Annotated in this window: 23 protein-coding genes and 1 other annotated feature; all 23 genes read left to right on the top strand. The window is 48.3% G+C overall.

Annotated features, from left to right (window positions below; genetic code table 11):
• Positions 1–19: 19 nt before the first annotated feature.
• The 23 genes from mraY (at position 20) to ileS (ending at position 22,668) form a co-directional block, all read left to right on the top strand.
• Positions 20–991, top strand: coding sequence for a phospho-N-acetylmuramoyl-pentapeptide-transferase (gene mraY / locus KB186_RS07595; RefSeq protein ID WP_007717699.1), 972 nt, complete (start codon positions 20–22; stop codon positions 989–991).
• Positions 988–2,352, top strand: coding sequence for a UDP-N-acetylmuramoyl-L-alanine--D-glutamate ligase (murD, locus tag KB186_RS07590; protein ID WP_232773336.1), 1,365 nt, complete (start codon positions 988–990; stop codon positions 2,350–2,352). The genes mraY and murD overlap by 4 nt, the downstream gene beginning before the upstream one ends.
• 66 nt (positions 2,353–2,418) lie before the next feature.
• Positions 2,419–3,513, top strand: coding sequence for a stage V sporulation protein E (spoVE, locus tag KB186_RS07585; RefSeq protein ID WP_173608210.1), 1,095 nt, complete (start codon positions 2,419–2,421; stop codon positions 3,511–3,513).
• A gap of 77 nt (positions 3,514–3,590) precedes the next feature.
• Complete coding sequence (gene murG, locus KB186_RS07580) at positions 3,591–4,694, top strand: undecaprenyldiphospho-muramoylpentapeptide beta-N-acetylglucosaminyltransferase (RefSeq protein ID WP_232773335.1); 1,104 nt, start codon at positions 3,591–3,593, stop codon at positions 4,692–4,694.
• A gap of 102 nt (positions 4,695–4,796) precedes the next feature.
• On the top strand, positions 4,797–5,702 hold the full coding sequence (murB, locus tag KB186_RS07575) for a UDP-N-acetylmuramate dehydrogenase (RefSeq protein WP_173608208.1): 906 nt from the start codon (positions 4,797–4,799) through the stop codon (positions 5,700–5,702).
• A gap of 15 nt (positions 5,703–5,717) precedes the next feature.
• Complete coding sequence (murA, locus tag KB186_RS07570; protein ID WP_015892094.1) at positions 5,718–6,974, top strand: UDP-N-acetylglucosamine 1-carboxyvinyltransferase; 1,257 nt, start codon at positions 5,718–5,720, stop codon at positions 6,972–6,974.
• 131 nt (positions 6,975–7,105) lie between these two features.
• Positions 7,106–7,891 (top strand): cell division protein FtsQ/DivIB, encoded by a 786-nt coding sequence (locus KB186_RS07565; RefSeq protein ID WP_232773334.1) that lies wholly within the window; start codon positions 7,106–7,108, stop codon positions 7,889–7,891.
• 22 nt (positions 7,892–7,913) lie between these two features.
• Complete coding sequence (locus tag KB186_RS07560; RefSeq protein WP_173608206.1) at positions 7,914–8,624, top strand: DUF881 domain-containing protein; 711 nt, start codon at positions 7,914–7,916, stop codon at positions 8,622–8,624.
• Between the two features lie 20 nt (positions 8,625–8,644).
• Entirely contained in the window at positions 8,645–9,391 is a 747-nt protein-coding gene (locus tag KB186_RS07555) for a DUF881 domain-containing protein (RefSeq protein WP_173608205.1), read from the top strand.
• A gap of 2 nt (positions 9,392–9,393) precedes the next feature.
• Positions 9,394–9,741, top strand: coding sequence for a small basic family protein (locus tag KB186_RS07550; RefSeq protein WP_007717721.1), 348 nt, complete (start codon positions 9,394–9,396; stop codon positions 9,739–9,741).
• A gap of 142 nt (positions 9,742–9,883) precedes the next feature.
• On the top strand, positions 9,884–11,140 hold the full coding sequence (ftsA, locus tag KB186_RS07545) for a cell division protein FtsA (RefSeq protein ID WP_173608204.1): 1,257 nt from the start codon (positions 9,884–9,886) through the stop codon (positions 11,138–11,140).
• 126 nt (positions 11,141–11,266) lie between these two features.
• On the top strand, positions 11,267–12,415 hold the full coding sequence (gene ftsZ, locus KB186_RS07540) for a cell division protein FtsZ (protein ID WP_106783052.1): 1,149 nt from the start codon (positions 11,267–11,269) through the stop codon (positions 12,413–12,415).
• Between the two features lie 235 nt (positions 12,416–12,650).
• Complete coding sequence (spoIIGA, locus tag KB186_RS07535; protein WP_221869104.1) at positions 12,651–13,616, top strand: sigma-E processing peptidase SpoIIGA; 966 nt, start codon at positions 12,651–12,653, stop codon at positions 13,614–13,616.
• A 2-nt stretch (positions 13,617–13,618) separates the two neighbouring features.
• The gene (gene sigE / locus KB186_RS07530) at positions 13,619–14,341 is read left to right on the top strand and encodes an RNA polymerase sporulation sigma factor SigE (protein WP_007717727.1); all 723 of its coding nucleotides are present in this window, start codon (positions 13,619–13,621) and stop codon (positions 14,339–14,341) included.
• A gap of 149 nt (positions 14,342–14,490) precedes the next feature.
• Positions 14,491–15,270 (top strand): RNA polymerase sporulation sigma factor SigG, encoded by a 780-nt coding sequence (sigG, locus tag KB186_RS07525; RefSeq protein WP_007717728.1) that lies wholly within the window; start codon positions 14,491–14,493, stop codon positions 15,268–15,270.
• Positions 15,271–15,430: 160 nt separating this feature from the next.
• Positions 15,431–15,709: a YlmC/YmxH family sporulation protein gene (locus KB186_RS07520; RefSeq protein WP_015892085.1), complete on the top strand. Its 279-nt coding sequence runs from the start codon at positions 15,431–15,433 to the stop codon at positions 15,707–15,709.
• An 82-nt stretch (positions 15,710–15,791) separates the two neighbouring features.
• The gene (gene pgeF, locus KB186_RS07515; protein ID WP_232773333.1) at positions 15,792–16,622 is read left to right on the top strand and encodes a peptidoglycan editing factor PgeF; all 831 of its coding nucleotides are present in this window, start codon (positions 15,792–15,794) and stop codon (positions 16,620–16,622) included.
• 20 nt (positions 16,623–16,642) lie between these two features.
• Complete coding sequence (locus tag KB186_RS07510; protein WP_232773332.1) at positions 16,643–17,341, top strand: YggS family pyridoxal phosphate-dependent enzyme; 699 nt, start codon at positions 16,643–16,645, stop codon at positions 17,339–17,341.
• A 42-nt stretch (positions 17,342–17,383) separates the two neighbouring features.
• Positions 17,384–17,812 (top strand): cell division protein SepF, encoded by a 429-nt coding sequence (locus KB186_RS07505; protein WP_007717736.1) that lies wholly within the window; start codon positions 17,384–17,386, stop codon positions 17,810–17,812.
• A 31-nt stretch (positions 17,813–17,843) separates the two neighbouring features.
• Positions 17,844–18,110 carry a YggT family protein gene (locus KB186_RS07500; protein ID WP_173608201.1) on the top strand — a complete coding sequence of 89 codons (267 nt, stop codon included), beginning with the start codon at positions 17,844–17,846 and terminating at the stop codon, positions 18,108–18,110.
• Between the two features lie 12 nt (positions 18,111–18,122).
• Positions 18,123–18,896 carry a YlmH family RNA-binding protein gene (locus KB186_RS07495; RefSeq protein ID WP_232773331.1) on the top strand — a complete coding sequence of 258 codons (774 nt, stop codon included), beginning with the start codon at positions 18,123–18,125 and terminating at the stop codon, positions 18,894–18,896.
• A gap of 100 nt (positions 18,897–18,996) precedes the next feature.
• On the top strand, positions 18,997–19,488 hold the full coding sequence (locus KB186_RS07490; RefSeq protein ID WP_007717747.1) for a DivIVA domain-containing protein: 492 nt from the start codon (positions 18,997–18,999) through the stop codon (positions 19,486–19,488).
• Between the two features lie 90 nt (positions 19,489–19,578).
• Positions 19,579–19,845: a binding site (T-box leader), on the top strand.
• 45 nt (positions 19,846–19,890) lie between these two features.
• A complete protein-coding gene (gene ileS / locus KB186_RS07485) occupies positions 19,891–22,668 on the top strand; it encodes an isoleucine--tRNA ligase (protein ID WP_221869107.1) in 2,778 nt (925 codons plus the stop codon).
• Positions 22,669–22,706 lie beyond the last annotated feature (38 nt).

Raw genomic sequence — 22,706 nt, 5'->3', positions numbered from 1 at the left:
AAAGAAAGGAGGCTCGGGCATGTTCGTTGACAACGTCCTAATCGTCACGATCGTCGCTGCGTTTCTCATCGCCGTACTCATTGGCCCATTGTTTATTCCCTTCCTTCGCCGCCTGAAATTTGGGCAGGCAATTCGTGAGGAAGGACCGCAATCCCATTATAAGAAGGCTGGAACTCCCACTATGGGAGGCACCATCATTCTTTTGGCACTCATATTTACCGTGTTGAAGTTTGCCAATGCGAAAATGGAAATTTACTTCCTGTTATTGGTGACTCTCGGATACGGTTTAATCGGGTTTCTGGATGATTTCATCAAAATCAAGAAAAAACGTAACCTCGGGTTGACCGCCAAACAGAAGTTTGCTGGTCAGATTGTCTTGGCAATCGGCGCTTATATTTTGCTGCTCATGATGGGGCATGACACGTCCATTCATCTGCCAGGTACACCGTGGAAGCTGGAGCTTGGCTATTTCTACTTCCCGTTCCTGTTGTTCCTCTTGGTAGGTACAACGAATGCTGTTAACATCACAGATGGGGTAGATGGACTATTGGCAGGGACGGGAGCCATTGCTTTTGGTGCTTATGCGATCATCGCATGGTTTGGCCAAGATTATGACACTGCTATTTTTAGTGCAGCTGTTGTAGGTGCGCTACTTGGCTTCCTCGTCTTTAATGCACATCCGGCACGCGTGTTCATGGGTGATACCGGTTCACTTGGACTTGGTGGAGCGCTCGCGGGAATTGCAATCATGACCAAGACGGAATTGCTCTTGGCTATTATCGGTGGGGTATTCGTTGTTGAGACACTCTCTGTCATTATGCAGGTAGTCTCCTTTAAGACGCGTGGAAAGCGTATTTTCCGAATGAGTCCCCTGCATCATCATTTTGAATTAACAGGCTGGTCAGAGTGGCGCGTGGTTGTCACGTTCTGGCTCGTCGGTATGTTCTTTGCTGGATTGGGTGTATACCTTGAGGTGGTGACAATCAGATGATGCGTTTTCATAATAAACATGTCGTCGTTATTGGTATGGCAAAGAGCGGTGTCGCAGTGGCTAAACTGCTACACCGCTTTGGTGCTCATGTCGTCGTAAATGATAAAAAGCCACGTGAAGAAGCCGTGGGGATAGAAGAGCTGGAAGCGTTGGGAATCCCGGTCATTTGCGGTTATCACCCTGATGATCTGATTCATGAAGGTGTATCCCTAGTGGTCAAAAACCCGGGGATTCCGTATGAAGCAGCACCCGTCAAACAGGCTCAGTCACTAGGCATTCCTGTTGTGACGGAGGTGGAGCTAGCCTTCCAGATTGCCAAGGCACCGATTATCGGCATAACAGGCTCCAATGGCAAGACGACGACTACGACGCTCGTCGGACTGATTCTCAAAGAAGCGGGTCTGGATGCGAAGGTAGGAGGCAACATCGGTACCGTGTTGTGCGGTCTGGCAGAGGAAGCTGGTCCCGACGAATGGCTCGTTGCCGAATTGAGTAGCTTCCAACTGATGGGGACAAGGGAATTTCGCCCACATATCGGTGTTTTACTCAATCTGTATCCTGCTCATCTGGATTACCATCACACCATGGAAGAGTATTTGGTAGCCAAACTGAAAATGTTTGCCAACCAAACGGCAGATGACGCAGCTATTTTGCCATATGACCAACCAGAGATTGTAGAAAAATGCAAAGACCTCCCTGCAGCCATTTACTACTTTAGCAAGAGTCAAGAGGTGCCAAAGGGAGCTTTTGTCAAGGATGGTTTGATCCTGTTTGCGGATGGGAATGGGAATACAGAGCCAATTGTTGCAATAGCGGATATTACCGTTCCTCATCTGGACAACGCACTGGCAGCGATTCTTGTTGCGAAGCTCGCAGGTGCGGACAAGCAATCGATTATAAAAGTTCTTACTACCTTCCCGGGGGTAGAGCACCGGATGGAGTTCGTAGATTCGATTCGCGGTGTCAAATACTTCAACGATTCAAAAGCGACCAACCCGGAAGCTGCATCACGCGCCTTGCAAGCATGCAAGGAGCCGGTCGTATGGATTTGCGGTGGGCTGGATCGTGGCGTTGATTTTCGGGAGCTGCTGCCTGTGATCCAAGGTCGGGTAAAAGCAGTCATCGCCCTTGGGCAAACGGCTCCGATTTTACTGGAACGTGCTCAGGAAGCAGGGATTAATGAGCGTATCCATGTCGATACTGTGGAAAAAGCCGTTCTTGCTGCTTCCCGGTTAGCTGAATCAGGTGATGTGGTCTTACTGAGCCCAGCTTGTGCGAGTTGGGACATGTTTCCTTCGTTTGAGACAAGGGGGAGCATGTTTAAGGACGGCGTGCATAGACTTAAAACAAGCCTAGCATAACGTCCCACTGGTACCATCACGAATATGACAAAAGCGGGACGGCATGAGAAAGGATGACCTGGCACAATGAGCAAGGTACGCTCTGCCCCCGACTTCGTAATTATTTTTGCAACACTTTTTTTATTGGGAATTGGCATCGTGATGGTGTACAGCGCCAGCGCGATCGTGGCGCAAAAGCCGCCGTTTTCCGATCCGTATTTCTTTGCCAAGCGGCAACTGATCTTCGCTCTGTTAGGGATTACATCCATGTACATTACGATGAATATTGATTACTGGGTGTGGAAGCAATGGGCCAAGGCAGGATATTTGGCGAGCATCGGTCTGTTGATTCTTGTTTTGATCATCGGGATCGAGGTAAATGGCTCGAAAAGCTGGCTTGGATTTGGCGCTTTTGGAATTCAACCAGGAGAATTTGCGAAACTGGGCGTTGTTGCATTTCTCGCGAAGTGGCTCTCAGATAATCAGAAGCAAATTGTCTTGTTCCGAAAAGGTCTTATGCCTGCCTTGGGAATCCCGGTTCTGTGCTTTGGATTGATCATGTTGCAACCGGACCTGGGCACCGGGACGGTTTTGATGGGAACAGCGGTTGTCATGATTTTTGCGTCAGGTGCGCGTGTCAGTCATTTTGTCGGATTGGGAATGATCGGAGTGGTTGGCTTCATCGGATTGGTTTTGTCAGCTCCTTATCGAATCAAAAGGATTACGTCCTTCCTCGATCCGTGGTCTGACCCGCTCAATACCGGCTATCAAATCATCCAATCCCTTTACGCAATAGGTCCCGGTGGTTTGTTGGGTCTTGGTCTTGGACAAAGCAGACAGAAGCATCTGTACTTGCCGGAGCCTTACAATGATTTTATTTTCTCGATTGTCGCGGAGGAGCTGGGCTTTATCGGAGGCACGCTCATTCTCCTGCTTTTCCTCCTCTTGTTGTGGAGGGGAATGCGGACGGCGATTACGGCTCCGGATTTGTTCGGAAGCCTGCTTGCGCTAGGAATCATTGGAATGATTGCCATCCAGGTTGTCATCAATATTGGTGTTGTAACAGGGATGTTTCCGGTGACAGGAATCACGTTGCCATTCTTAAGCTACGGCGGTTCATCATTGACACTGATGCTCACAGGTGTAGGTGTCTTGTTGAACATCTCTCGTTTTTCTCGATAACAGAAACCTCAACAGGAGTACGCAATAGGAATGTACATCAGCTCATTGCTACTCCTTCTAAAAAAGGGTGTGAACGTATGCGTGTCGTCTTAACAGGCGGTGGCACAGGTGGACATATTTATCCGGCGCTTGCGGTGGCGAGGGAAGTTTCCCGCCAAAATCCGCAGGCTGCCTTTTTGTATATTGGCAGTAAAAAAGGCTTGGAAGCAGGTTTGGTTCCGAGATCAAATATTCCTTTCCAATCCGTAGAAATTAGCGGATTGAAACGCAAGCTTTCGTTGGACAACCTGAAGACCTTGTGGAAATTCGTCCGGGCTGTTGGTGATGCCAAGAAAATGCTGCGCGAATTCAAACCGGATGTCGTAATTGGTACAGGTGGCTACGTGTGTGGCCCAGTCGTATATGCAGCTTCTCGCTTGGGGATTCCAACGCTGATCCATGAGCAAAACGTAGTGCCAGGCTTGACCAACAAGTTTCTTTCTCGCTCAGCTACACGGGTGGCTGTTTCGTTCAAAGAATCGCTTGCCCATTTTCCCCCGTCTAAAACGGTACTGACCGGAAATCCGCGTGCAACGGAAGTCATGCATGGTAATGCAGAGGCGGGGCGTAGCTTTTTGGGTGTGGACAATAGCAAAAAAATCGTGCTGATCTTTGGTGGCAGCAGGGGAGCCCGCGCAATCAATGAGGCGGTGCTTTCGGTTGTTACGCAGTTGGGCAAATATGCCGATTCTCATTTTGTATATGTGACGGGCGACGTTCATTATGAAACAATTTCGGCACAGCTTAGAGAATTGGCAACACTTCCAAGTAACATTTCTGTGCTTCCGTTCGTCCATAATATGCCGGATGTTTTGGCAGCGACCTATGTATTGGTTGGTCGCGCAGGGGCATCTACCTTGGCAGAAATTACGGCACTAGGTGTGCCTTCGATCTTGATTCCGTCCCCGTATGTCACGAACAATCATCAAGAGAAAAATGCAAGGGGATTGGAGCGGGCAGGGGCAGCTCATGTTATCGTAGAGCGGGAACTTACCGGAGAGAGCTTGCTACTTTCCTTGGAAAATATTCTTGCCAATCCAGCAAAATGGGAAGAGATGAAAAATAGTTCTCTTTCCTTGGGGATGCCGCAAGCAGCTACGGAGATTGTCCGTCAATTAGAGGCGATTACACGAAAAAAATGATCAGATAGGCGATTGTCACGCCGATCTGGGCGAACGCATAGTATGGAGCAAACACGTGAGAAGACTAGGTCCGACCTAGCAAACGTATCAGGAGGTTCACAAATGAAAAAAATCGCAGATGAACTCATGCAAGCAGGAATTGACAAAGTGTGGACCGATGAACCCCTTGCTAATCATACAACGTGGCGGATCGGGGGTCCTGCTGATTTGTTAATCCAACCCAAGGATAAAGCATCCTTGCAAAAAGCCTTGCAGATCATCCATCGTCATGAAATTCCTTGGAGTGTAATCGGGCGCGGTTCAAACCTTCTGGTGAGGGACAGAGGGATACGTGGAGCCGTGCTTAAGGTGGCCGAGGGCTTGAGCCACTGTGAGTTCAGGGGCGAAGAGGTGTGTGTGGGTGCCGGATATTCCATGATCCGCCTGGCGGTGGAGACAGGCAAGATGGGATTAACAGGTATGGAGTTTGCAGGAGGGATTCCTGGTACGGTAGGCGGCGCCGTCTATATGAATGCGGGGGCACACGGATCTGATCTTTCACGTATTCTTATTGATGCCGAGATCCTTTTCGAAAACGGCGAAAGTAAAGTGTTGAGTAACGAAGAACTGAGCTTTAGCTATCGGACTTCTCTTTTGCAAAAGCAAAAAGGGATCGTGCTAGAGGCCCGTTTTCAATTGAGGACGGGCGACCGCAAGGAGATTGCCGCCACACTCGCTGCCAATAAGGAACGACGGCGCAATACGCAGCCGCTGCAGATGCCGTGTGCTGGCAGTGTGTTCCGAAATCCGCCGAATGACCACGCAGGTCGCCTGATTGAAGCAGCTGGGCTGAAGGGCTATCAGATCGGAGGAGCTCAGGTTTCAGAAAAACACTCCAACTTCATCGTGAATTGCGGAGGAGCAACGGCTGCCGACGTCCTCACCTTGATTAATCATGTTCGGAGCACCATTCTCGAGAAAAATGGGATAGACCTGCATCCGGAAGTCCTGGTGGTGGGCGAGGGGTAACACGGAGGTGAAAGTTTGGAGACTTTTGCGATCGAAGGCGGAAGACCTCTGTCCGGTTCGCTTCGGATCCAAGGTGCTAAGAACGCTGCTCTTCCCATTCTTGCCGCTGCAGTGCTCGCGGAAGGGCAATTCTATATCTATGACGTCCCCCATCTAAAAGACATTAAAGTCATGCTCGAAATCTTGACGTTGCTTGGGGCGAATACGAAGCATGAGGACGGATGTGTCGATCTGGATACAACGTCTGTCTGTGTCCCGCAGGTGCCGGATGATTTAATGAGCCAAATGCGATCTTCGATTTTTTTGGCGGGACCACTCCTCGCACGGCTGGGTGAGGTCACGATTTCCAGACCAGGTGGATGTGACATTGGAGAGCGCAGGATTGACTTGCATTTGGCTGGATTGACTGCGCTGGGAGCCAAAATCGAAGAATCGGAAGGCTACATTACATTTCGGGCCAAACAATTGCGTGGGTCCAATATCTTTCTTTCCTTTCCCAGTGTGGGCGCGACGGAAAATATCATGATGGCGGCTGTGCTGGCAAAAGGCACAACTCGAATTTGTAATGCAGCACGAGAACCGGAAATCATCGACCTCCAGAATTTCCTGAATGCAATGGGAGCGCGAATTAGAGGGGCAGGCACCGATACGATTGAGATCAGTGGTGTACCTCGTTTGCGTTCCGTCAGTTACCGGATCATACCGGACAGGATTGTGACAGGAACCTATCTGTTGGCTGTCGGTATTTCACAGGGACATATCGAATTGACCAATACATTGCCTGAGCAATTGATGGCATTGATTGAGGTCGCCCGTAGCTGCGGTGTTGAAATCAAGACCCGCCATGATATAATGGAAATCAAAAGCACGTCCCGTCCACGTGCCTACGACCGGATCATTACCTCGCCGTATCCTGGGTTTCCGACTGATTTGCAGGCGCAGCTGATGGTGTTTCTGTCACAGGCAAGGGGAACAAGTGTCATCAAAGAGACCATTTTTGAAGGAAGATTCAAACATGTGAATGAATTGGCGCGAATGGGCGCCTCTATATACGTAGATCTTGGCTCCGCAATTATTCGGGGTGTCAACAAATTGACCGCTACGAATGTCGAAGCTACTGATCTTCGAGCAGGTGCTGCCTTAGTCCTCGCAGGGCTTGCTGCAGAAGGTATTACCACGGTGAACCAGATCCATCATATCGATCGTGGATACGATCGGCTGGAAGAGCAGTTGCGTCAATTAGGAGCCGATATATCACGAGTATCGATGTAACCGAGGGAGAGTGGGCGGCATAATGTTATGCCGCTTTCCCTGTTTTGTTCAATGACATTTATTCGAAAGACATCCAGTAATTTACTTTGCTCTGGGCAATGAGCCTAAAAAACAAGAGGAAGGGTACGGCCATGGCGGTATATGAGGAACGCATTCCGCAAGTCAAGCAACAACGCCCCAGAAGAAGGGGCAACCGCAAGCTGGTCTTTTTGCTGGTATTGTTTTTTCTTACCATTCTCATCATCGTTTTTATCCGTTCTCCTTACAGTAAGGTGCAAGAGATTCGAGTGACTGGCAATGATATTTATACGACGGAGCAAATCGTTGCTCAATCCGGCTTAGTGAAGGACATGCAGTTTCTAAACGTATGGGAGAACAGTGTACGAAATAACTTGAAACCATTAGAGGCCATTAAAGATGTGACGGTGAGCCGCTCTTTTCCCGGATTGATCACGCTACATATCACCGAACAAAAGCGCGTCGCTTTTTGGAGTGGGCAGGACAGAAGCCGCTATGCCTTACTGGACAATGGCTATGTGCTCAAACAGGTTAATTTCGCCAAGCGTGTAGTGGACAGGCCATTGATTAGCTCCTGGGCCTCACCTGAGCTCCTTCCCCATCTTGCCAAGTCGTTATCGAAATTATCACCAGATGTACTCGCGGAGATTTCGGATATTACACTGACGCCAACGGTTTACGACAAACAACGCGTAACACTGTACATGCGCGATGGGAATGAAGTAAGAAGCGTCATCTACAAGCTGGACAAGATGATGAACTGGTACCCGGCAATCGTGAAAGAATTGCCGCCAGATACAAAAGGGGTGCTCTCCTTGTTTGAGCAGCCGTGGTTTATTCCTTACGGGGCTCAAGGGGCTATTCCGATACAGGAAGGGCAAGAACAGCCACAGCAGTAAATGAAAAAGGGGAAAGTAGACAATGAGTCGTCGTCGCAAATTTCATTTGTATTTAACCATCGTGACGTTTTCTACCGGCTTTCTAGTGGCCACTTCCTTCGAAACGAACAAGCTTACGCGCAAAGAACGGATGAATGATCAGCTGTTCCAACAGGAAACGCAATTGAATGATCGGATTTTGGCTGAGAAGGAGCAAAATCGGCATCTGGAAAGTCAACTGCTCGATTTGCAGCGTCAGGTGGGAAAAGTGGAAGAGGCGATGGCGGAGCGCAAATCGGAGGCTGCTGATACACTCAGTCAACTGGATGCAGCGCGGATGTTGGCAGGGGTAGTCGCTGTCGAAGGACCGGGTATCGTCATAACGATGCAGGATAGCCAGAATGCAGCGAACAGCGCAGACATCGCGAACTACATCGTGCATGAGCAGGATGTACGTCTGGTCGTCAATGAACTGCGTGCAGCAGGAGCAGAGGCCATCAGCATTAATGGGCAGCGTGTGGTGAGCAATTCCGAAATTCGTTGCATTGGACCTACGATCATCGTAAACGGCATCAAGTCGGCCGCTCCATTCGTAGTAACAGCGATAGGGAATCCCGACACACTAGACAGTGCTTTGAACTTGCCGGGAGGTGTTTTGCACTCCTTGCAAGACTTTGTCCAAATAAGCGTAGCCAAAAAAGAGAAGGTTGAACTGCCTGCCTTTGTTGGTGACGCGAAAACGAAACACTCCTAAATAAAAGGATGCGTTTACCTATGTTACAAAAAAGCCGTAAAATCACATTTATTCTTGCCATCATTAGTGCTATCATAGGTGTGATGTTGACTGTGCAATTACGAAGCAGTCTTCATCCTGTGCATAAAGAGTCTCGCAGCATCGCGGAACTTCGGACCACGTTGCAAAAAGAACTGGAGAAACACAAAAACCTGCTTGCAGACATTTCAAAGTATAATCAGCTGTACTACCAATACGAAACCTCCCTCAGTGAAGATGAAAGTATCTCCGTTATGAAAGAGGAGTTGGCACGGACTCGCCGGATGGCTGGTATGGTAGGGATGGAGGGAGAAGGCATTGTTATTGATGTTGTCGATGCCCCTACGCCTGAAGAACCAGTTTTGGATGAACATATGCCTGTGCCTGTTGTAGGAGACTATACGATTGACGATGAAGATTTGCGCTGGTTGGTAAATATCCTGTTTGCAAACGGAGCACAAGCTGTTTCCATTAATGGCCATCGACTGATTGCTACCACTGCAATCCGCAATGTGGGAGACGTCATCCAAATCGATACCAGGACGATCAGGGCTCCGTATGAGATAAAAGCATTGGGGGAGCCTGAAGTATTGTTGTCCGCATTGAAGCTGGAGGGTGTAGAGGAGAACTTCCAGCTGGCGAATAAAAAGGTGCTGGCAGAAAAACGGGACAAGCTGATGATTTCAGCGAATAACGAAACACGTGTCATTCAATTTATGAAACCTGTGAAACAAAAAGGAGATTCGTAACCATGTGGCTCCCGCTTATCGGACTGATTGTCGGTCTTGTTGTCGGCTTCCTGCTGGATTGGCGTGTGCCCCAGGAGTATAGCAGCTATCTATCAATAGCCCTCTTGGCTGGATTGGATACGATCTTTGGGGGGATTCGTTCGTTTTTAGAGCGTACTTTTAACGTTCGTATTTTCATGTCTGGATTCTTTTTCAACACACTTTTTGCAGCAGGCTTGGCCTTCATTGGAGGGTTCTTGGGGATTGATCTGTATTTGGCTGCGATCGTGGCTTTCGGGGTCCGGTTGTTCAACAATCTCGCTGTCATTAGGAGAATTGTTCTATCCAAATGGATCAATCAGCAAGAATAGCGCGAAGAAAAATGGGAAGATGGTCATTTTTTTACAAAAAATCAATAAGAAAAAAAGGGAATGGTAGTCCTGTGTGGAATAATTTATGCAGGTGTTCTCACTTTAGCAAGAAAAAAGACGTAGCAGGGGAGGTGTCACAGGTTTGGTAAGCAATGAATTCATAGTCAGCCTAGACATTGGAACATCCAAAGTACGCGTCATGATTGGCGAGATCAACAATGGTTCCATCAACATCATCGGCGTCGGACAATCACACTCAGAAGGCATCAAGAAGGGCGTGATTGTAGACATCGACCAAACCGTGCATGCCATCCGGGAAGCGGTTGATCATGCAGAGCGCATGGTTGGCGTTTCAATCGAAGAAGTGTATGTAGGGATCACTGGAAACCATATCGATCTGCATGAAACCCAAGGGGTTGTCGCTGTATCCAGCGAAGACCGTGAGATACGAGAAGAAGATATTCAACGCGTAATTCAGGCAGCGAAGGTCGTGGCTATTCCTCCAGACCGTGAAATCATCGAGGTAGTCCCAAAGGAGTACATCGTTGATGGACAAGGGAGTATTAAGGACCCGCGTGGGATGATTGGTGTCCGACTGGAAATGGAAGGGACCATTGTGACCGGGTTGAAAACGGTCGTACATAACATCGTTCGCTGTGCTCAACGAACCAATCTGCGTGTAGCTGGAATATTCTTGCAACCGCTTGCGGCTAGCACTGTTGCTCTATCCAAAGATGACAAAAATATGGGTGTCGTTCTTGTCGACATCGGTGCGGGTTCTACCACGATCGGTGTATTCGAGCAGGGGAAACTGGCAGCGACCACCGTGATCGGCATCGGTGGCGACCACATTACGAGCGATATTTCACTCGGACTGCGAACGCATACAGATGTGGCAGATCGTGTGAAAACCAAAAACGGCTGTGCCCTTATTGACGAAGCATCCGAAGATGTGAAGTTCAAGGTGAACCGGATTGGCAGTGAAGTCGAAAAGCAATTTACGCAAGTGGATTTGGCCAATATTATCGAGCCGCGCGCTGCGGAAATATTCCAATTAGTCGAGGATGCTGTATACAAATTGGGCTATCGCGACGAAATTGCAGGTGGCTATGTTCTTACGGGTGGTACCGTAGCTATGCCGGGCATGTTGGAATTGGCAAAAGAAGAATTGGACGCACCTGTTCGAATTGCGATTCCTGATTACATCGGAGTGCGAGATCCTGCCTACACCACCGGGGTAGGTTTGATTCAATATGCCTTGCAGTTGATGGAGCGCCGCAGCATTCGCGTCACCCCCTCATTCAAGGGCACTCAGAAGCAAACTGTTTCGTCTAAGCCAAAAGCAGAAGGCGGCGGTTTGATGGAAAAAGTAAAAAACTGGTTTAGCGAATTTATTTAATGGAGTTCGCTTTATCGAGCTTAACTACAATGACGAAGACGGGTTTCGATTCGTTCCATTGTGTTTAGTTGACAGGCTTCTGTAGCCACGAAGTTTTCTTATGTTGAATTGGGGAGGACTAGCAATATGCTGGAATTTGATATGGATATGGAATCCTTTGCACGAATTAAAGTTATTGGTTGCGGCGGCGGCGGTAGTAACGCAGTAAACCGCATGATCGCAGGAGGGTTGAAAGGTGTAGAGTTCATCACCTTGAACACTGACGCGCAAGCACTCCAACTCTCTAATGCCGATATGAAGCTGCAAATTGGTGAAAAGCTGACACGTGGATTGGGAGCAGGTGCGAATCCTGAGATCGGTAAAAAAGCAGCGGAAGAAAGTCGTGATTTGATTGAGAACGCTCTGCGTGGAGCTGATATGGTATTCGTAACGGCTGGTATGGGCGGTGGTACGGGTACAGGGGCAGCACCTGTTGTTGCAGAGATCGCCAAGGAGATGGGTGCTCTTACAGTTGGTGTAGTAACCCGTCCGTTCTCCTTTGAAGGTCGCAGACGTTCCCAGCACGGTGAAATCGGTATTTCTGCTTTGAAAGAAAAAGTAGATACACTGATCGTGATTCCTAACGATCGTCTTTTGGAAATCGTTGATAAGAATACGCCAATGCTCGAAGCATTCCGCGAAGTAGACAACGTTCTTCGTCAAGGGGTTCAAGGTATTTCCGATTTGATTGCAACACCTGGCTTGATCAACCTGGACTTCGCTGACGTGAAGACGATCATGACTGAGCGTGGTTCCGCTCTCATGGGAATCGGTGTAAGCAGCGGAGAGAATCGTGCGGCTGAAGCTGCTCGCCGTGCTATTTCCAGCCCACTTCTCGAGACTTCCATTGATGGTGCACGCGGTGTTCTCATGAACATTACAGGCGGTACCAACCTGAGCTTGTACGAAGTAAACGAAGCAGCAGACATCGTGGCTTCCGCATCGGACCCAGATGTGAATATGATTTTCGGTGCTGTGATTAACGAGGAATTAAAGAATGAATTGGTCGTGACAGTTATTGCCACAGGCTTTGAGCATGCTCAACGGGCTCCGGAAGCCCCTCGCCGTCAACAACAGGCGGTCAATACGCCTGGCAATCGTCCGACACCAGTTTCCAATACGAATAACAGCCGAGCGAAGGAAGAAGAGGAAGACAAATCCTTCTTCTCCATGGGCAACCTGGATAATCTGGATATTCCAGCATTCCTGCGCAATCGCCGCCGCAACAAAAACTAAAGTGAAAAACGACTGTCAAAAGCCTTGTTCCCGTCAGTGGGGACAAGGCTTTTTTTCGTTGATTAGCTGAAAAATGTTAGACAAAAAAACCAAAAAAACACCGTCAAGAATTGACAGACTTTACATACACATTGATATATACTGCTTTTACTGATAGAAGTCGTCCTACTATTTACCATTTTTGCTAGGACATATGCTTGCTGCCAAGTCGGTCAGAAGATGAGGGGGAAAGCAAGTGGTTGTGTATCTTGATATCATTCTACTCCTGAATGTAGCTATTGATACCTTGTTACTCTGGTTTACTGCTTATTTTCGTAAAGAGCGCATGGTGTGGTGGAGAATGATACTTGCCTCCCTGTTTGGCTCCGCGTATCTGGTCTTTTTCTTTTTTCCTGTGTTTTCTCCGATGTATCAATGGTGGGTCAAACTGCTCTTTTCTGTCATCATGCTGTGGATTGCTTTTGGGAATAGGAGGTTGTTGTCTTTTGCGCAAAACTTGATCATTTTTTACTTTGTCGCATTTGTGTTCGGAGGAGGAGTGCTTGGGCTACAGTATTTTTTGGCACCGCAGAGTGAAATTGTAAATGGACTGGTTGTCACGCATAATGATGGATTTGGCGTTGGGTTCAAGCCTACTTTGGGGATTGTTTTGATTGGGTTTATCCTGATCTTTTTCCTCGGGAAAAGGAGCTACCGCGCGATTCAGGAGCCGCGAAGAATCGAAACCTTTCTCGTTGATGTCGTCGTTACGTTAGCAGGGGAAAAAGTCATTTGCCGTGGACTTGTGGATACAGGAAACCAGCTCCACGAACCGATTACACGCACACCCGTCATGATAATGGAAAATCGCATGTTCGCACATTTGCTTCCGCCGTCGCTTCTCCGACAAGCCGATGAAAACGGTGGAGTGTGGGAGAAGCTGGACGGATCTTGGGACCATCTGCCGCTGGAATGGCAGTCGCGGGTACGCTTGATCCCGTATCGCAGCGTGTCAAGAGGGATGGATTTTTTACTTGCAATCAAACCAGACCATGTCATGGTCGTGCAAGATGGGATTCGTTTTGAAACAGAACGGGTGCTGATCGGGCTTAACCCCATCCCATTGGCCGCTGACGGTAAGTATCAAGCCATCGTGCACCCAGCCATGATGGAAACTTATGAAGCGGAAGAATCAACCTTTATTCTCAAACAGGAGGGCTAATCATGTATGTAAAACTTCGCCTACAACTCCAGTTGACCTGGTACCGAATCTTGCTCTGGCTTGGTGTACGCGCCGAAGAAGTCTATTATATTGGCGGGAGTGAAGCATTGCCTCCACCGTTGACCAGAGAAGAAGAGGAGCTGCTACTCGGACGACTTCCGTCCGGTGATCCGGCTGTACGCGGTATGTTGATTGAACGCAATCTTCGTCTGGTCGTTTACATCGCCCGCAAGTTTGAGAATACGGGAATTAACATTGAGGACTTGGTCAGCATTGGCACCATCGGCTTAATCAAGGCAGTGAATACCTTTGATCCAGACAAGAACATCAAGCTGGCAACATATGCTTCTCGTTGTATTGAAAACGAAATCCTCATGTATCTTCGCCGCAATAATAAAATTCGCTCAGAGGTATCTTTTGATGAACCGCTTAACATTGACTGGGATGGCAATGAGCTGTTGCTCTCAGATGTTTTGGGTACGGAGAATGACACGATCTATAAAAACATCGAGGACCAAGTGGATCGAAAGCTGCTGAAAAAAGCACTGGATAAACTGTCTGACCGCGAGAGAATTATCATGGAGCTGCGCTTCGGCTTAGCAGGAGAAGAGGAAAAGACACAAAAGGATGTTGCGGATTTGTTGGGTATCTCACAGTCGTATATTTCCCGTTTGGAAAAGCGAATTATAAAACGGTTGCGAAAAGAATTCAACAAGATGGTCTAACGCATATTTTCCCAGCTTGGGGGGATACTGTTCCTAAACCGAAACAGATGGTGGTTTTTGCCACCTTCTTGGTCGGCTACGCGTCAGTTACGCGGCCTTTCAAGACAACCGGGTTAGGGACTTTTTTCTTGCTTCGAGGAGGGAAAGACGTGACGCGCAATAAGGTAGAGATATGCGGGGTAGATACCTCCAAGCTTCCGGTGTTGACAAACAAAGAGATGCGGGAATTGTTTGAGCGCCTGCAAAGTGGGGAGTTGGCAGCCCGCGAAAAGCTGGTCAACGGCAACTTGCGACTGGTGCTGAGCGTAATCCAACGGTTCAACAATCGCGGGGAGTTCGTGGATGACTTGTTTCAAGTGGGCTGCATCGGGTTGATGAAAGCGATCGACAACTTTGATCTCGGGCAAAATGTGAAGTTTTCCACGTATGCCGTACCAATGATCATCGGAGAAATTCGACGCTATTTACGGGACAACAATCCGATTCGCGTTTCCCGTTCTTTGCGAGATATCGCGTACAAGGCCTTGCAGGTGCGTGACAATCTGACCAACAAACATTCGCGAGAGCCTACCATTATCGAGATTTCTCAGGAATTGAACGTAGCCAAAGAAGATGTCGTGTTTGCGCTCGATGCGATCCAGGATCCGGTTTCATTGTTTGAACCGATTTATCAGGATGGTGGCGATCCGATTTACGTCATGGATCAGATTAGTGACGAGAAGAACAAAGATGTCACGTGGGTCGAGGAAATTGCGCTTCGTGAGGGAATGCAGCGGCTAGGTGACCGAGAAAAAATGATATTATCCATGCGCTTTTACGAAGGAAAAACGCAGATGGAAGTAGCAGAGGAAATCGGTATTTCACAGGCACAGGTCTCCCGATTAGAAAAAGCGGCAATTGCCCATATGCAAAAGCACGTTCAATCGTAATGAGAAACCACATAGGTGACCCGGCGGTCTTGTACCGTTCGGGTTTTTTGTACGAGCGGAAGCATTCGTTTTCAATCGACTTACTTTTTGGCAAAGAAGCGGACATATTCCTCTTTGGACTCATATACTGAAAGTAACGGAGAAAAGAAGGTGAGGAAGAATGGTAAAAATCTCTGACTTCCAGACCAAAGAAGTGGTGAATATTCTTGATGGGAAACGGCTTGGGCAAATTTCAGATTTGGAGATCGATCTGCGTCACGGGCGCGTAGAGGCTATCGTCGTACCGGGACCAGGCAAGTTTCTCGGCTTCTTTTCTGCCGGGAACGATTACGTCATTCCTTGGCGCAATATTGTGAAGATCGGGAAAGATGTGGTGCTTGTTCGGATGGAAGAAGCACTTAAAGTTGAAGTAAAAACTTCAGGTGGAGATGAATACTAACGGAGTAAAGGGAGAAAGGCACGGATAGCCTTTCTTTTCTTTTCGGCTATGGTATGATTAGCCATATGAGGAAGGTGACAACATGAGAGAACCATTTGGCAGGGTAGAGGATAAGTCAATCTTATCGTTAACAGAGTGGGAGCAACAATTTCCTGGATTAGTGGCGGGGTTTACTATTCGCTCAGGCGGGGAAAGTGAACAACCGTACGGGTCTTTTAATATGGGGCTGCATGTGGGTGATGAATCTGCGAACGTGGTAGCCAATAGACGCAAGCTGGCAGAACAAGTCGGGATGTCATTTTCGGCGTGGACATGCGCCGATCAAGTGCATGGTAATCAGGTATGCCAGGTTACAGCAGGCGGTGCGGGAAAAGAAAGTCTGGAGGACGTCATATCTGCAACAGATGGTTTGTTTACTCTTGAAAAAGGAGTCATGCTGACCTCGTTTTACGCGGATTGTGTTCCCCTCTATTTTCTAGCCCCCCAATCAGGTGCAATCGGACTTGCACACGCAGGCTGGAAGGGGACAGTGGGCCGTATTGCCGAGGAAATGGTGAAGGCAATGACGAAGCACTATCAAGCAAAGCCAGAGGACATTCTCGTCGCAATTGGCCCATCCATTGGCGGCTGTTGCTATGAAGTTGATGAGCGAATCATGACGCAGGTACGCACTTGTGCAGGCAATTGGGAAAAAGCAGTGATCTCTACCACAGGGGATCGGTATATGCTGGACCTTCGTCAACTGAACACAGCGATATTGCTCGAAGCAGGAATTTCTTCCGGGAATATTTTAGCCACGAATTGGTGTACAAGCTGCAGAACAGACTTGTTTTTCTCTCATCGCAAGGAAGCCGGAATACAAGGAACTACCGGGCGCATGGCTTCTTATATCGGCTGGAAGGAAAACCTATAGAAGAAAGGGAAGGGTTCGTTATGACCAAGGAACAAGAATTGTTAAAAGAACGACTGCAATCCATCGAGGCAAGAATTCAGGCTGCTTGCGATCGGGCGAACCGCAAACGTGAGGAAGTAAAAATTATTGCCGTGACCAAGTATGTCGACGCAGATGCCATTGGGGACTTGCTCGCTGTAGGCGTTGAGAATATCGGGGAAAATCGCGTGCAGGATGCCCTGCCGAAGCACGAGCTACACGGCGATAAAGGGATCTGGCATTTTATCGGGCACCTCCAGACGAATAAGGCAAAAGAAGTCGTAGGAAGATTCCCGTACATCCATTCTCTGGACAGAATTTCTTTGGCACAGGAGCTAAATCGACGCGGTGAAGCGCTGGATCATGTCGTAAAATGCTTTTTACAGATCAATATATCCGGTGAAGAGACAAAATTTGGGCTTAGTCCCAATGACGTATTGGCTTTTTTGCGCGAAACCAGTAATATGAAACATATAAGTATCGTTGGATTAATGACGATGGCGCCTGTTGTCGAAAATCAAGAGGAAGCCAGACAGGTGTTCCGTGGCCTCTATGAGTGGAAGCAACGGATTAACGAGATGGCATTCCCGCACGCACAGGTGGAAGAGCTGTCTATGGGCATGTCTAGTGATTTTGAAGTGGCCATTGAAGAGGGAGCTACATATATTCGTTTAGGATCGGTATTGGTCAAGCCGGAGTAAAGGAAAGCAGACCAAACCACGGAGTAAGAGAGGAGGAAGAGTATGGGTGTTATGAATAAATTGATGGGGTTTCTGGGGTTAGAAAACGAGGAATACATCGAAGAGACAACAACAGTGGAAGAGGAAAGAGAAGAGCAAGAGTCCTCGCACAAACGCCAGCCAGCAATCGGCCGAGCTAACAACGTGGTACCGTTTCAAGCACGGGAAAAGGAGGGAATCCGTTTGATTCTCTGTGAACCCCGTCATTACAGTGACGCACAGGATATCGCCGATAACCTGCGTCATCGTAGACCGGTTGTGGTCAACCTCCATCGCGTGGAAAAAGACCAAGCCAAGAGAATTATCGACTTTTTGAGCGGGACGGTCTACGCATTAAACGGCGATATCCAAAAGGTCGGAGACACGATCTTCGTGTGCACGCCCGATCATGTAGATATTCAGGGTACGATCTCCAGTGTGTTGGAAGAGTAGCCAATTAAGACGAATGTAAAAGGGTGAGCCAATGACTGCTGTCATTTCGATTTTAAATTTTGCCTTTACGGTATATCAATACATGATTATTGCTTACATTTTGATGTCATGGGTTCCTCAAATGAGGGGTACAGGCATCGGTCAGTTACTGGAAAGACTGGTTGAGCCTTATTTGGCGCCATTCCGCCGGTTTATCCCACCGCTCGGTTTCATCGACATCTCCCCGATTGTCGCATTGATTGCACTGCGTTTTGCCCAATCTGGCCTGTACGCCATTTTGCAACAAATCATGTTCTAGGCGAGTGAAACGATGAGCATATTTGACCATTTTTCAAAAGAAGAACGTCCCTTTGTTGAACGGGCGCTGGAAATGCTGACGCAAGTAGAGCGGAAGCAGGCCATGCGCCTTACTGATTTTGTAGACCCTAGGCAGTTGATGATTTTTCAGAGTCTATCCTCACAAGTAAGAGATGTGAAGGTTTCTCCTTATGGAGGCTACGAGGGTGCCGAGCGAGTTCGTATTATCATCCATCCGGAGTATATCCCTGTAGAGCCTGATGACTATCGCATTACCTTATTGGCAATCAAGGCTGATCAGCGCTTTCATGTGCTGGAGCATCGAGATGTGATGGGGGCCATGCTGGGTGTCGGGATGAAGCGGGAGAAATTCGGTGATATGCTGACAGATTCAGCTGGCAGCTATGCAATTGTAGCAGAAGAAGTTGCTGATTTTGTCTGTGCGCAGGTGACGCAAATTCACCGGACTTCTGTTCAGTTTGAACGGGTAGAATGGGAGGACTTTACACCTCCTGCTCCCAAGTTTGTTGAAAAAACGATCACCGTACCATCACCGCGAATTGACGCGGTCATCGGAGAAGTACACAATATGTCTCGCGCAAAAGCACTTGTGCCCATTCGAGCGGGAAAAGTAAAAATCAACTGGAAAGTAATCGAGGACCCATCGTATCAACTCCAGATGGGGGATATGGTATCACTTGCAGGATATGGTCGGTTCAAAATTCTTGAGGTAGCAGGTCCAACACGCAGCGGAAGACTCCGCATGATTGTCGAACTGGTTACATAAGATGGACCAAGGCGCAAAAAAATGTAAAATACGGCAGGAAACACTGCTATTCCTGTCGAAATAATTGAAGACGAATTATCGGGAAAAGTGGGGGGTTCATGTGCCATTAACGCCGTTAGATATACACAATAAGGAATTCAGCACAGGCTTTCGTGGGTATAATATTGACGAAGTGAACGAATTTCTCGATCAGGTGATCAAAGATTTTGAGCTCTTGATAAAAGAGAAAAAAGAACAGGAAGAGCGCGTAGCTATTCTGAATGAGCGCGTAGATTACTATAAGAGTTTGGAAGAAAATTTGAGCAAGTCGATTTTGGTGGCGCAGGAGACAGCGGAGGATGTGAAGTCGAATGCCCGCAAGGAAGCGCAGCTCATCTTAAAAGAAGCCGAGAAAAATGCAGACCGAATCGTCAACGAAGCATTGGCGAAGTCGCGCAAAATCGCAATCGAAATCGAAGAATTAAAAAAACGTGCTTCGGTTTACCGTATGCGCTTTCGTACGCTTTTGGAAGCGCAGTTGGAAATGCTGGAAAATGGCGACTGGGACAGCATTGAACAGCCACAAGTTGATTCGCCTGTAACAGTTGAATAAATCATTGACGTTCGAGCAATGATGGTATTATAATGAAAGACAACTTTTTCGAAATAAAGCACTTATAGAAGTTGAACACACTTAAACAAATCATAGACGATGAACGGGAAGAGTACGTGAGCCAGCACTGCCTAGAGAGTCGGGAAAAGGTGAAAACCCGGCCAGTTGCTTTCGCAGAAAATCACCCGGGAGTTCAATATCCGAAAACCGAGAACCTTGATGGTTGCACAGGTGAGTAAGTGAGCGCGTCATTCCCGTTACGAATGAGTGAAGTGGAACGAATCCGATGCAGGCTTTTTTGTCGTACGGGTTTGTTCAATCAGGGTGGTACCACGGGAGCTTTCTCTCGTCCCTTTATGGGATGAGTGAAGGCTTTTATTTATTTAAGGAGTGAATCAGGCCATGGATTACAGCAAAACCTTAGCGCTACCAAAAACAGATTTCCCCATGCGCGGAAATTTGCCAAGCCGCGAGCCACAGATGCAAGCGGTATGGGAAGAGCAAAATATTTACCAACAAGTGTTGGATCGTACAAAAGACCGCCCGTCTTTTGTCTTGCATGATGGCCCTCCATATGCGAATGGAGACATCCATATCGGTCACGCACTGAACAAAATCCTCAAGGATTTCATCGTTCGTTACAAATCCATGGCAGGCTTTTACGCGCCGTACATCCCAGGCTGGGATACACATGGTTTGCCGATTGAGCAAGCGATTATCAATGCACAAGGGCTGGATCGTCGCAGCATCGAAGTGAACGATTTCCGCCAACGCTGTGAAGAGTATGCTTGGTCCTATATCGACAAGCAACGTGACCAATTCAAGCGTCTGGGCGTTCGTGGAGATTGGGAAAACCCTTATGTAACACTCCTGCCTGAGTATGAAGCCAACCAAATTCGCGTATTCGGCGAAATGGCGAAAAAGGGCTATATTTACAAAGGTCTGCGCTGTGTGTACTGGTCTCCGTCTTCTGAGACGGCTCTGGCTGATGCAGAAATCGAATACAAAGACAAGCGCTCTCCTTCTATTTACGTCAGCTTCCAGGTAGCAGATGGAAAAGGCAAGCTGGACACAGAAACAGGCGTTGTTATCTGGACAACGACTCCTTGGACATTGCCAGCAAACCTCGCGATCAGCCTGCACCCTGAGCTCGAGTACAACGTCGTGAAGGTGGATGACCGCAAGTTCCTGGTAGCCAACGGTCTGATTGAAGCTGCGAGCAAAGAAATTGGCTGGGAAGGCGTAGAGATTCTCTCGAGCTTTAAAGGTCAAGATCTGGAAGGCGTAGAGACTCAGCATCCGTTCTACGATCGCAAGTCTCCGCTCATCCTTGGCGAGCATGTCACCTTGGATGCAGGTACTGGTTGCGTTCATACTGCTCCGGGACACGGCGAAGATGACTTTAACGTTGGTCAAAAATACAATTTGGGTGTCCTTTGCCCGGTAGATCACGAAGGTAAAATGACCAATGAAGCACCAGGCTTTGAAGGTCTGTTCTATGAAGATGCCAACAAAGTGATTACGGAAAAGCTGAAAGAAAATGGAGCACTCTTGAAGCTCAATTTCTTCACGCACTCCTACCCACATGACTGGCGTACGAAAAAACCGGTTATTTATCGCGCGACAGAGCAATGGTTCGCATCTATTGACGGATTCCGTGAGCAAATGCTCGAAGCGATTAAAAATGTAAAATGGATTCCTCATTGGGGAGAAACTCGTCTGGCTAACATGATTGCGGATCGTGGAGACTGGTGCATTTCCCGTCAGCGTGTATGGGGTGTACCGATCCCAATCTTCTATTGCAAATCGTGTAACGAACCGATCATTAACGATACGACGATCAACCATGTTGCTGATCTGTTCCGCAAAGAAGGATCGAAAGTATGGTTCTCCCGTGAAGCGAATGAGCTGGTTCCAGAAGGGCTTTCTTGCACCAAATGCGATTGCAAGGATTTCCGCAAAGAAACGGATATTATGGACGTTTGGTTCGACTCCGGCTCCAGCCATCAGGCTGTTTTGCGCGAAAGAGGGATTGCTTGGCCAGCGGATATGTATCTGGAAGGCTCTGACCAGTATCGTGGCTGGTTCAACTCTTCTCTCTCGACGGGGGTTGCCGTATATGGCACAGCTCCTTACAAATCTGTCCTGAGCCACGGTTTTGCATTGGATGGGGAAGGACGCAAAATGTCCAAATCCCTTGGTAACGTCATCGTGCCACAACAAGTTATTGACAAGATGGGCGCAGATATCTTGCGTCTGTGGGTAGCTTCTGTTGATTATCAGGCTGATGTGCGCATTTCCGATGCGATTCTCAATCAGATCGCTGAGGTGTACCGCAAAATCCGCAATACGTTCCGCTTTCTGTTGGGTAATTTGGATGGATTTAATCCAGCAACAGACCGCGTAGCGTACGAAGAGCTGGGTGAGCTGGACCGTTATGTTCTGGCGAAAGCGGCAAAAGTCGCGAAGCGCGCACGCAAAGCGTATGATGAATATCAGTTCCATACTGTATTCCATGCCGTTCACAACTTCTGCGTTATTGATTTGTCCGCATTCTATCTGGACATTTGCAAGGATCGCCTGTATGTAGAAGCACCTGACAGTCTGAAGCGCCGCGCTGCACAGACAGTAATGTACGATTGCTTGCTCAGTCTGGTGAAGCTGGTTGCTCCACTGTTGCCGCATACAGCTGATGAGGTGTGGGCGTTCATTCCAGGAGTGGAAGAGAAGAGTGTGCAGTTGACGGATATGCCAGAAGGCGACGAGCAACATCTCAGCTTTGCAGCAGAAGCAGAGAGCAAATGGGATGCTTTCCTGGCGATCCGAGACGAGGTTCTCAAAGCCATGGAAGAAGCGCGCCGTAACAAGGTGTTCGGTAACTCTGTTGATGCGAAGCTGGCTCTGTACCCACAAACGGAAGAAGTTGCGAAAACATTGGCAGCAATGGACGATCTGGCTGACCTGTTCATCGTCGCTCACGTGGATGTATACAGCGCTTCTGCTCCGGCAGAGGCAGTACAACTCGAAGGAATTGCTGCTGTGGTCTCTGCCGCAGACGGTGGAAAATGCGAGCGTTGCCGCGTAGTAAAACCAGATGTTGGCACTCGCGAGTCGCACGCTTCACTCTGCGTACGTTGTGCTGATATCGTAGAACAACACTACGCACATGTAACAGAATAAACACGTTGATCAACCTGTCATTCCCTTTGGGGGTGGCA

The organism is Brevibacillus sp. AF8, assembly GCF_021270385.1.
GTDB lineage: Bacteria > Bacillota > Bacilli > Brevibacillales > Brevibacillaceae > Brevibacillus.
This window is presented reverse-complemented; position numbering and strand designations above follow the sequence as displayed.

What these genes read in the sequence shown, in the direction of transcription:
- KB186_RS07505 (WP_007717736.1), top strand. Translation starts at nt 17,384, where the DNA reads ATGGGTGTTATGAATAAATTGATGGGGTTTCTGGGGTTAGAAAACGAG.
- KB186_RS07555 (WP_173608205.1), top strand. Translation starts at nt 8,645, where the DNA reads ATGTTACAAAAAAGCCGTAAAATCACATTTATTCTTGCCATCATTAGT.
- KB186_RS07520 (WP_015892085.1), top strand. Translation starts at nt 15,431, where the DNA reads ATGGTAAAAATCTCTGACTTCCAGACCAAAGAAGTGGTGAATATTCTT.
- ftsZ (WP_106783052.1), top strand. Translation starts at nt 11,267, where the DNA reads ATGCTGGAATTTGATATGGATATGGAATCCTTTGCACGAATTAAAGTT.
- KB186_RS07560 (WP_173608206.1), top strand. Translation starts at nt 7,914, where the DNA reads ATGAGTCGTCGTCGCAAATTTCATTTGTATTTAACCATCGTGACGTTT.
- mraY (WP_007717699.1), top strand. Translation starts at nt 20, where the DNA reads ATGTTCGTTGACAACGTCCTAATCGTCACGATCGTCGCTGCGTTTCTC.
- KB186_RS07500 (WP_173608201.1), top strand. Translation starts at nt 17,844, where the DNA reads ATGACTGCTGTCATTTCGATTTTAAATTTTGCCTTTACGGTATATCAA.
- sigE (WP_007717727.1), top strand. Translation starts at nt 13,619, where the DNA reads ATGTATGTAAAACTTCGCCTACAACTCCAGTTGACCTGGTACCGAATC.
- KB186_RS07495 (WP_232773331.1), top strand. Translation starts at nt 18,123, where the DNA reads ATGAGCATATTTGACCATTTTTCAAAAGAAGAACGTCCCTTTGTTGAA.
- ileS (WP_221869107.1), top strand. Translation starts at nt 19,891, where the DNA reads ATGGATTACAGCAAAACCTTAGCGCTACCAAAAACAGATTTCCCCATG.
- pgeF (WP_232773333.1), top strand. Translation starts at nt 15,792, where the DNA reads ATGAGAGAACCATTTGGCAGGGTAGAGGATAAGTCAATCTTATCGTTA.
- KB186_RS07550 (WP_007717721.1), top strand. Translation starts at nt 9,394, where the DNA reads ATGTGGCTCCCGCTTATCGGACTGATTGTCGGTCTTGTTGTCGGCTTC.
- spoVE (WP_173608210.1), top strand. Translation starts at nt 2,419, where the DNA reads ATGAGCAAGGTACGCTCTGCCCCCGACTTCGTAATTATTTTTGCAACA.
- murB (WP_173608208.1), top strand. Translation starts at nt 4,797, where the DNA reads ATGAAAAAAATCGCAGATGAACTCATGCAAGCAGGAATTGACAAAGTG.
- KB186_RS07510 (WP_232773332.1), top strand. Translation starts at nt 16,643, where the DNA reads ATGACCAAGGAACAAGAATTGTTAAAAGAACGACTGCAATCCATCGAG.
- murG (WP_232773335.1), top strand. Translation starts at nt 3,591, where the DNA reads ATGCGTGTCGTCTTAACAGGCGGTGGCACAGGTGGACATATTTATCCG.
- murD (WP_232773336.1), top strand. Translation starts at nt 988, where the DNA reads ATGATGCGTTTTCATAATAAACATGTCGTCGTTATTGGTATGGCAAAG.
- KB186_RS07565 (WP_232773334.1), top strand. Translation starts at nt 7,106, where the DNA reads ATGGCGGTATATGAGGAACGCATTCCGCAAGTCAAGCAACAACGCCCC.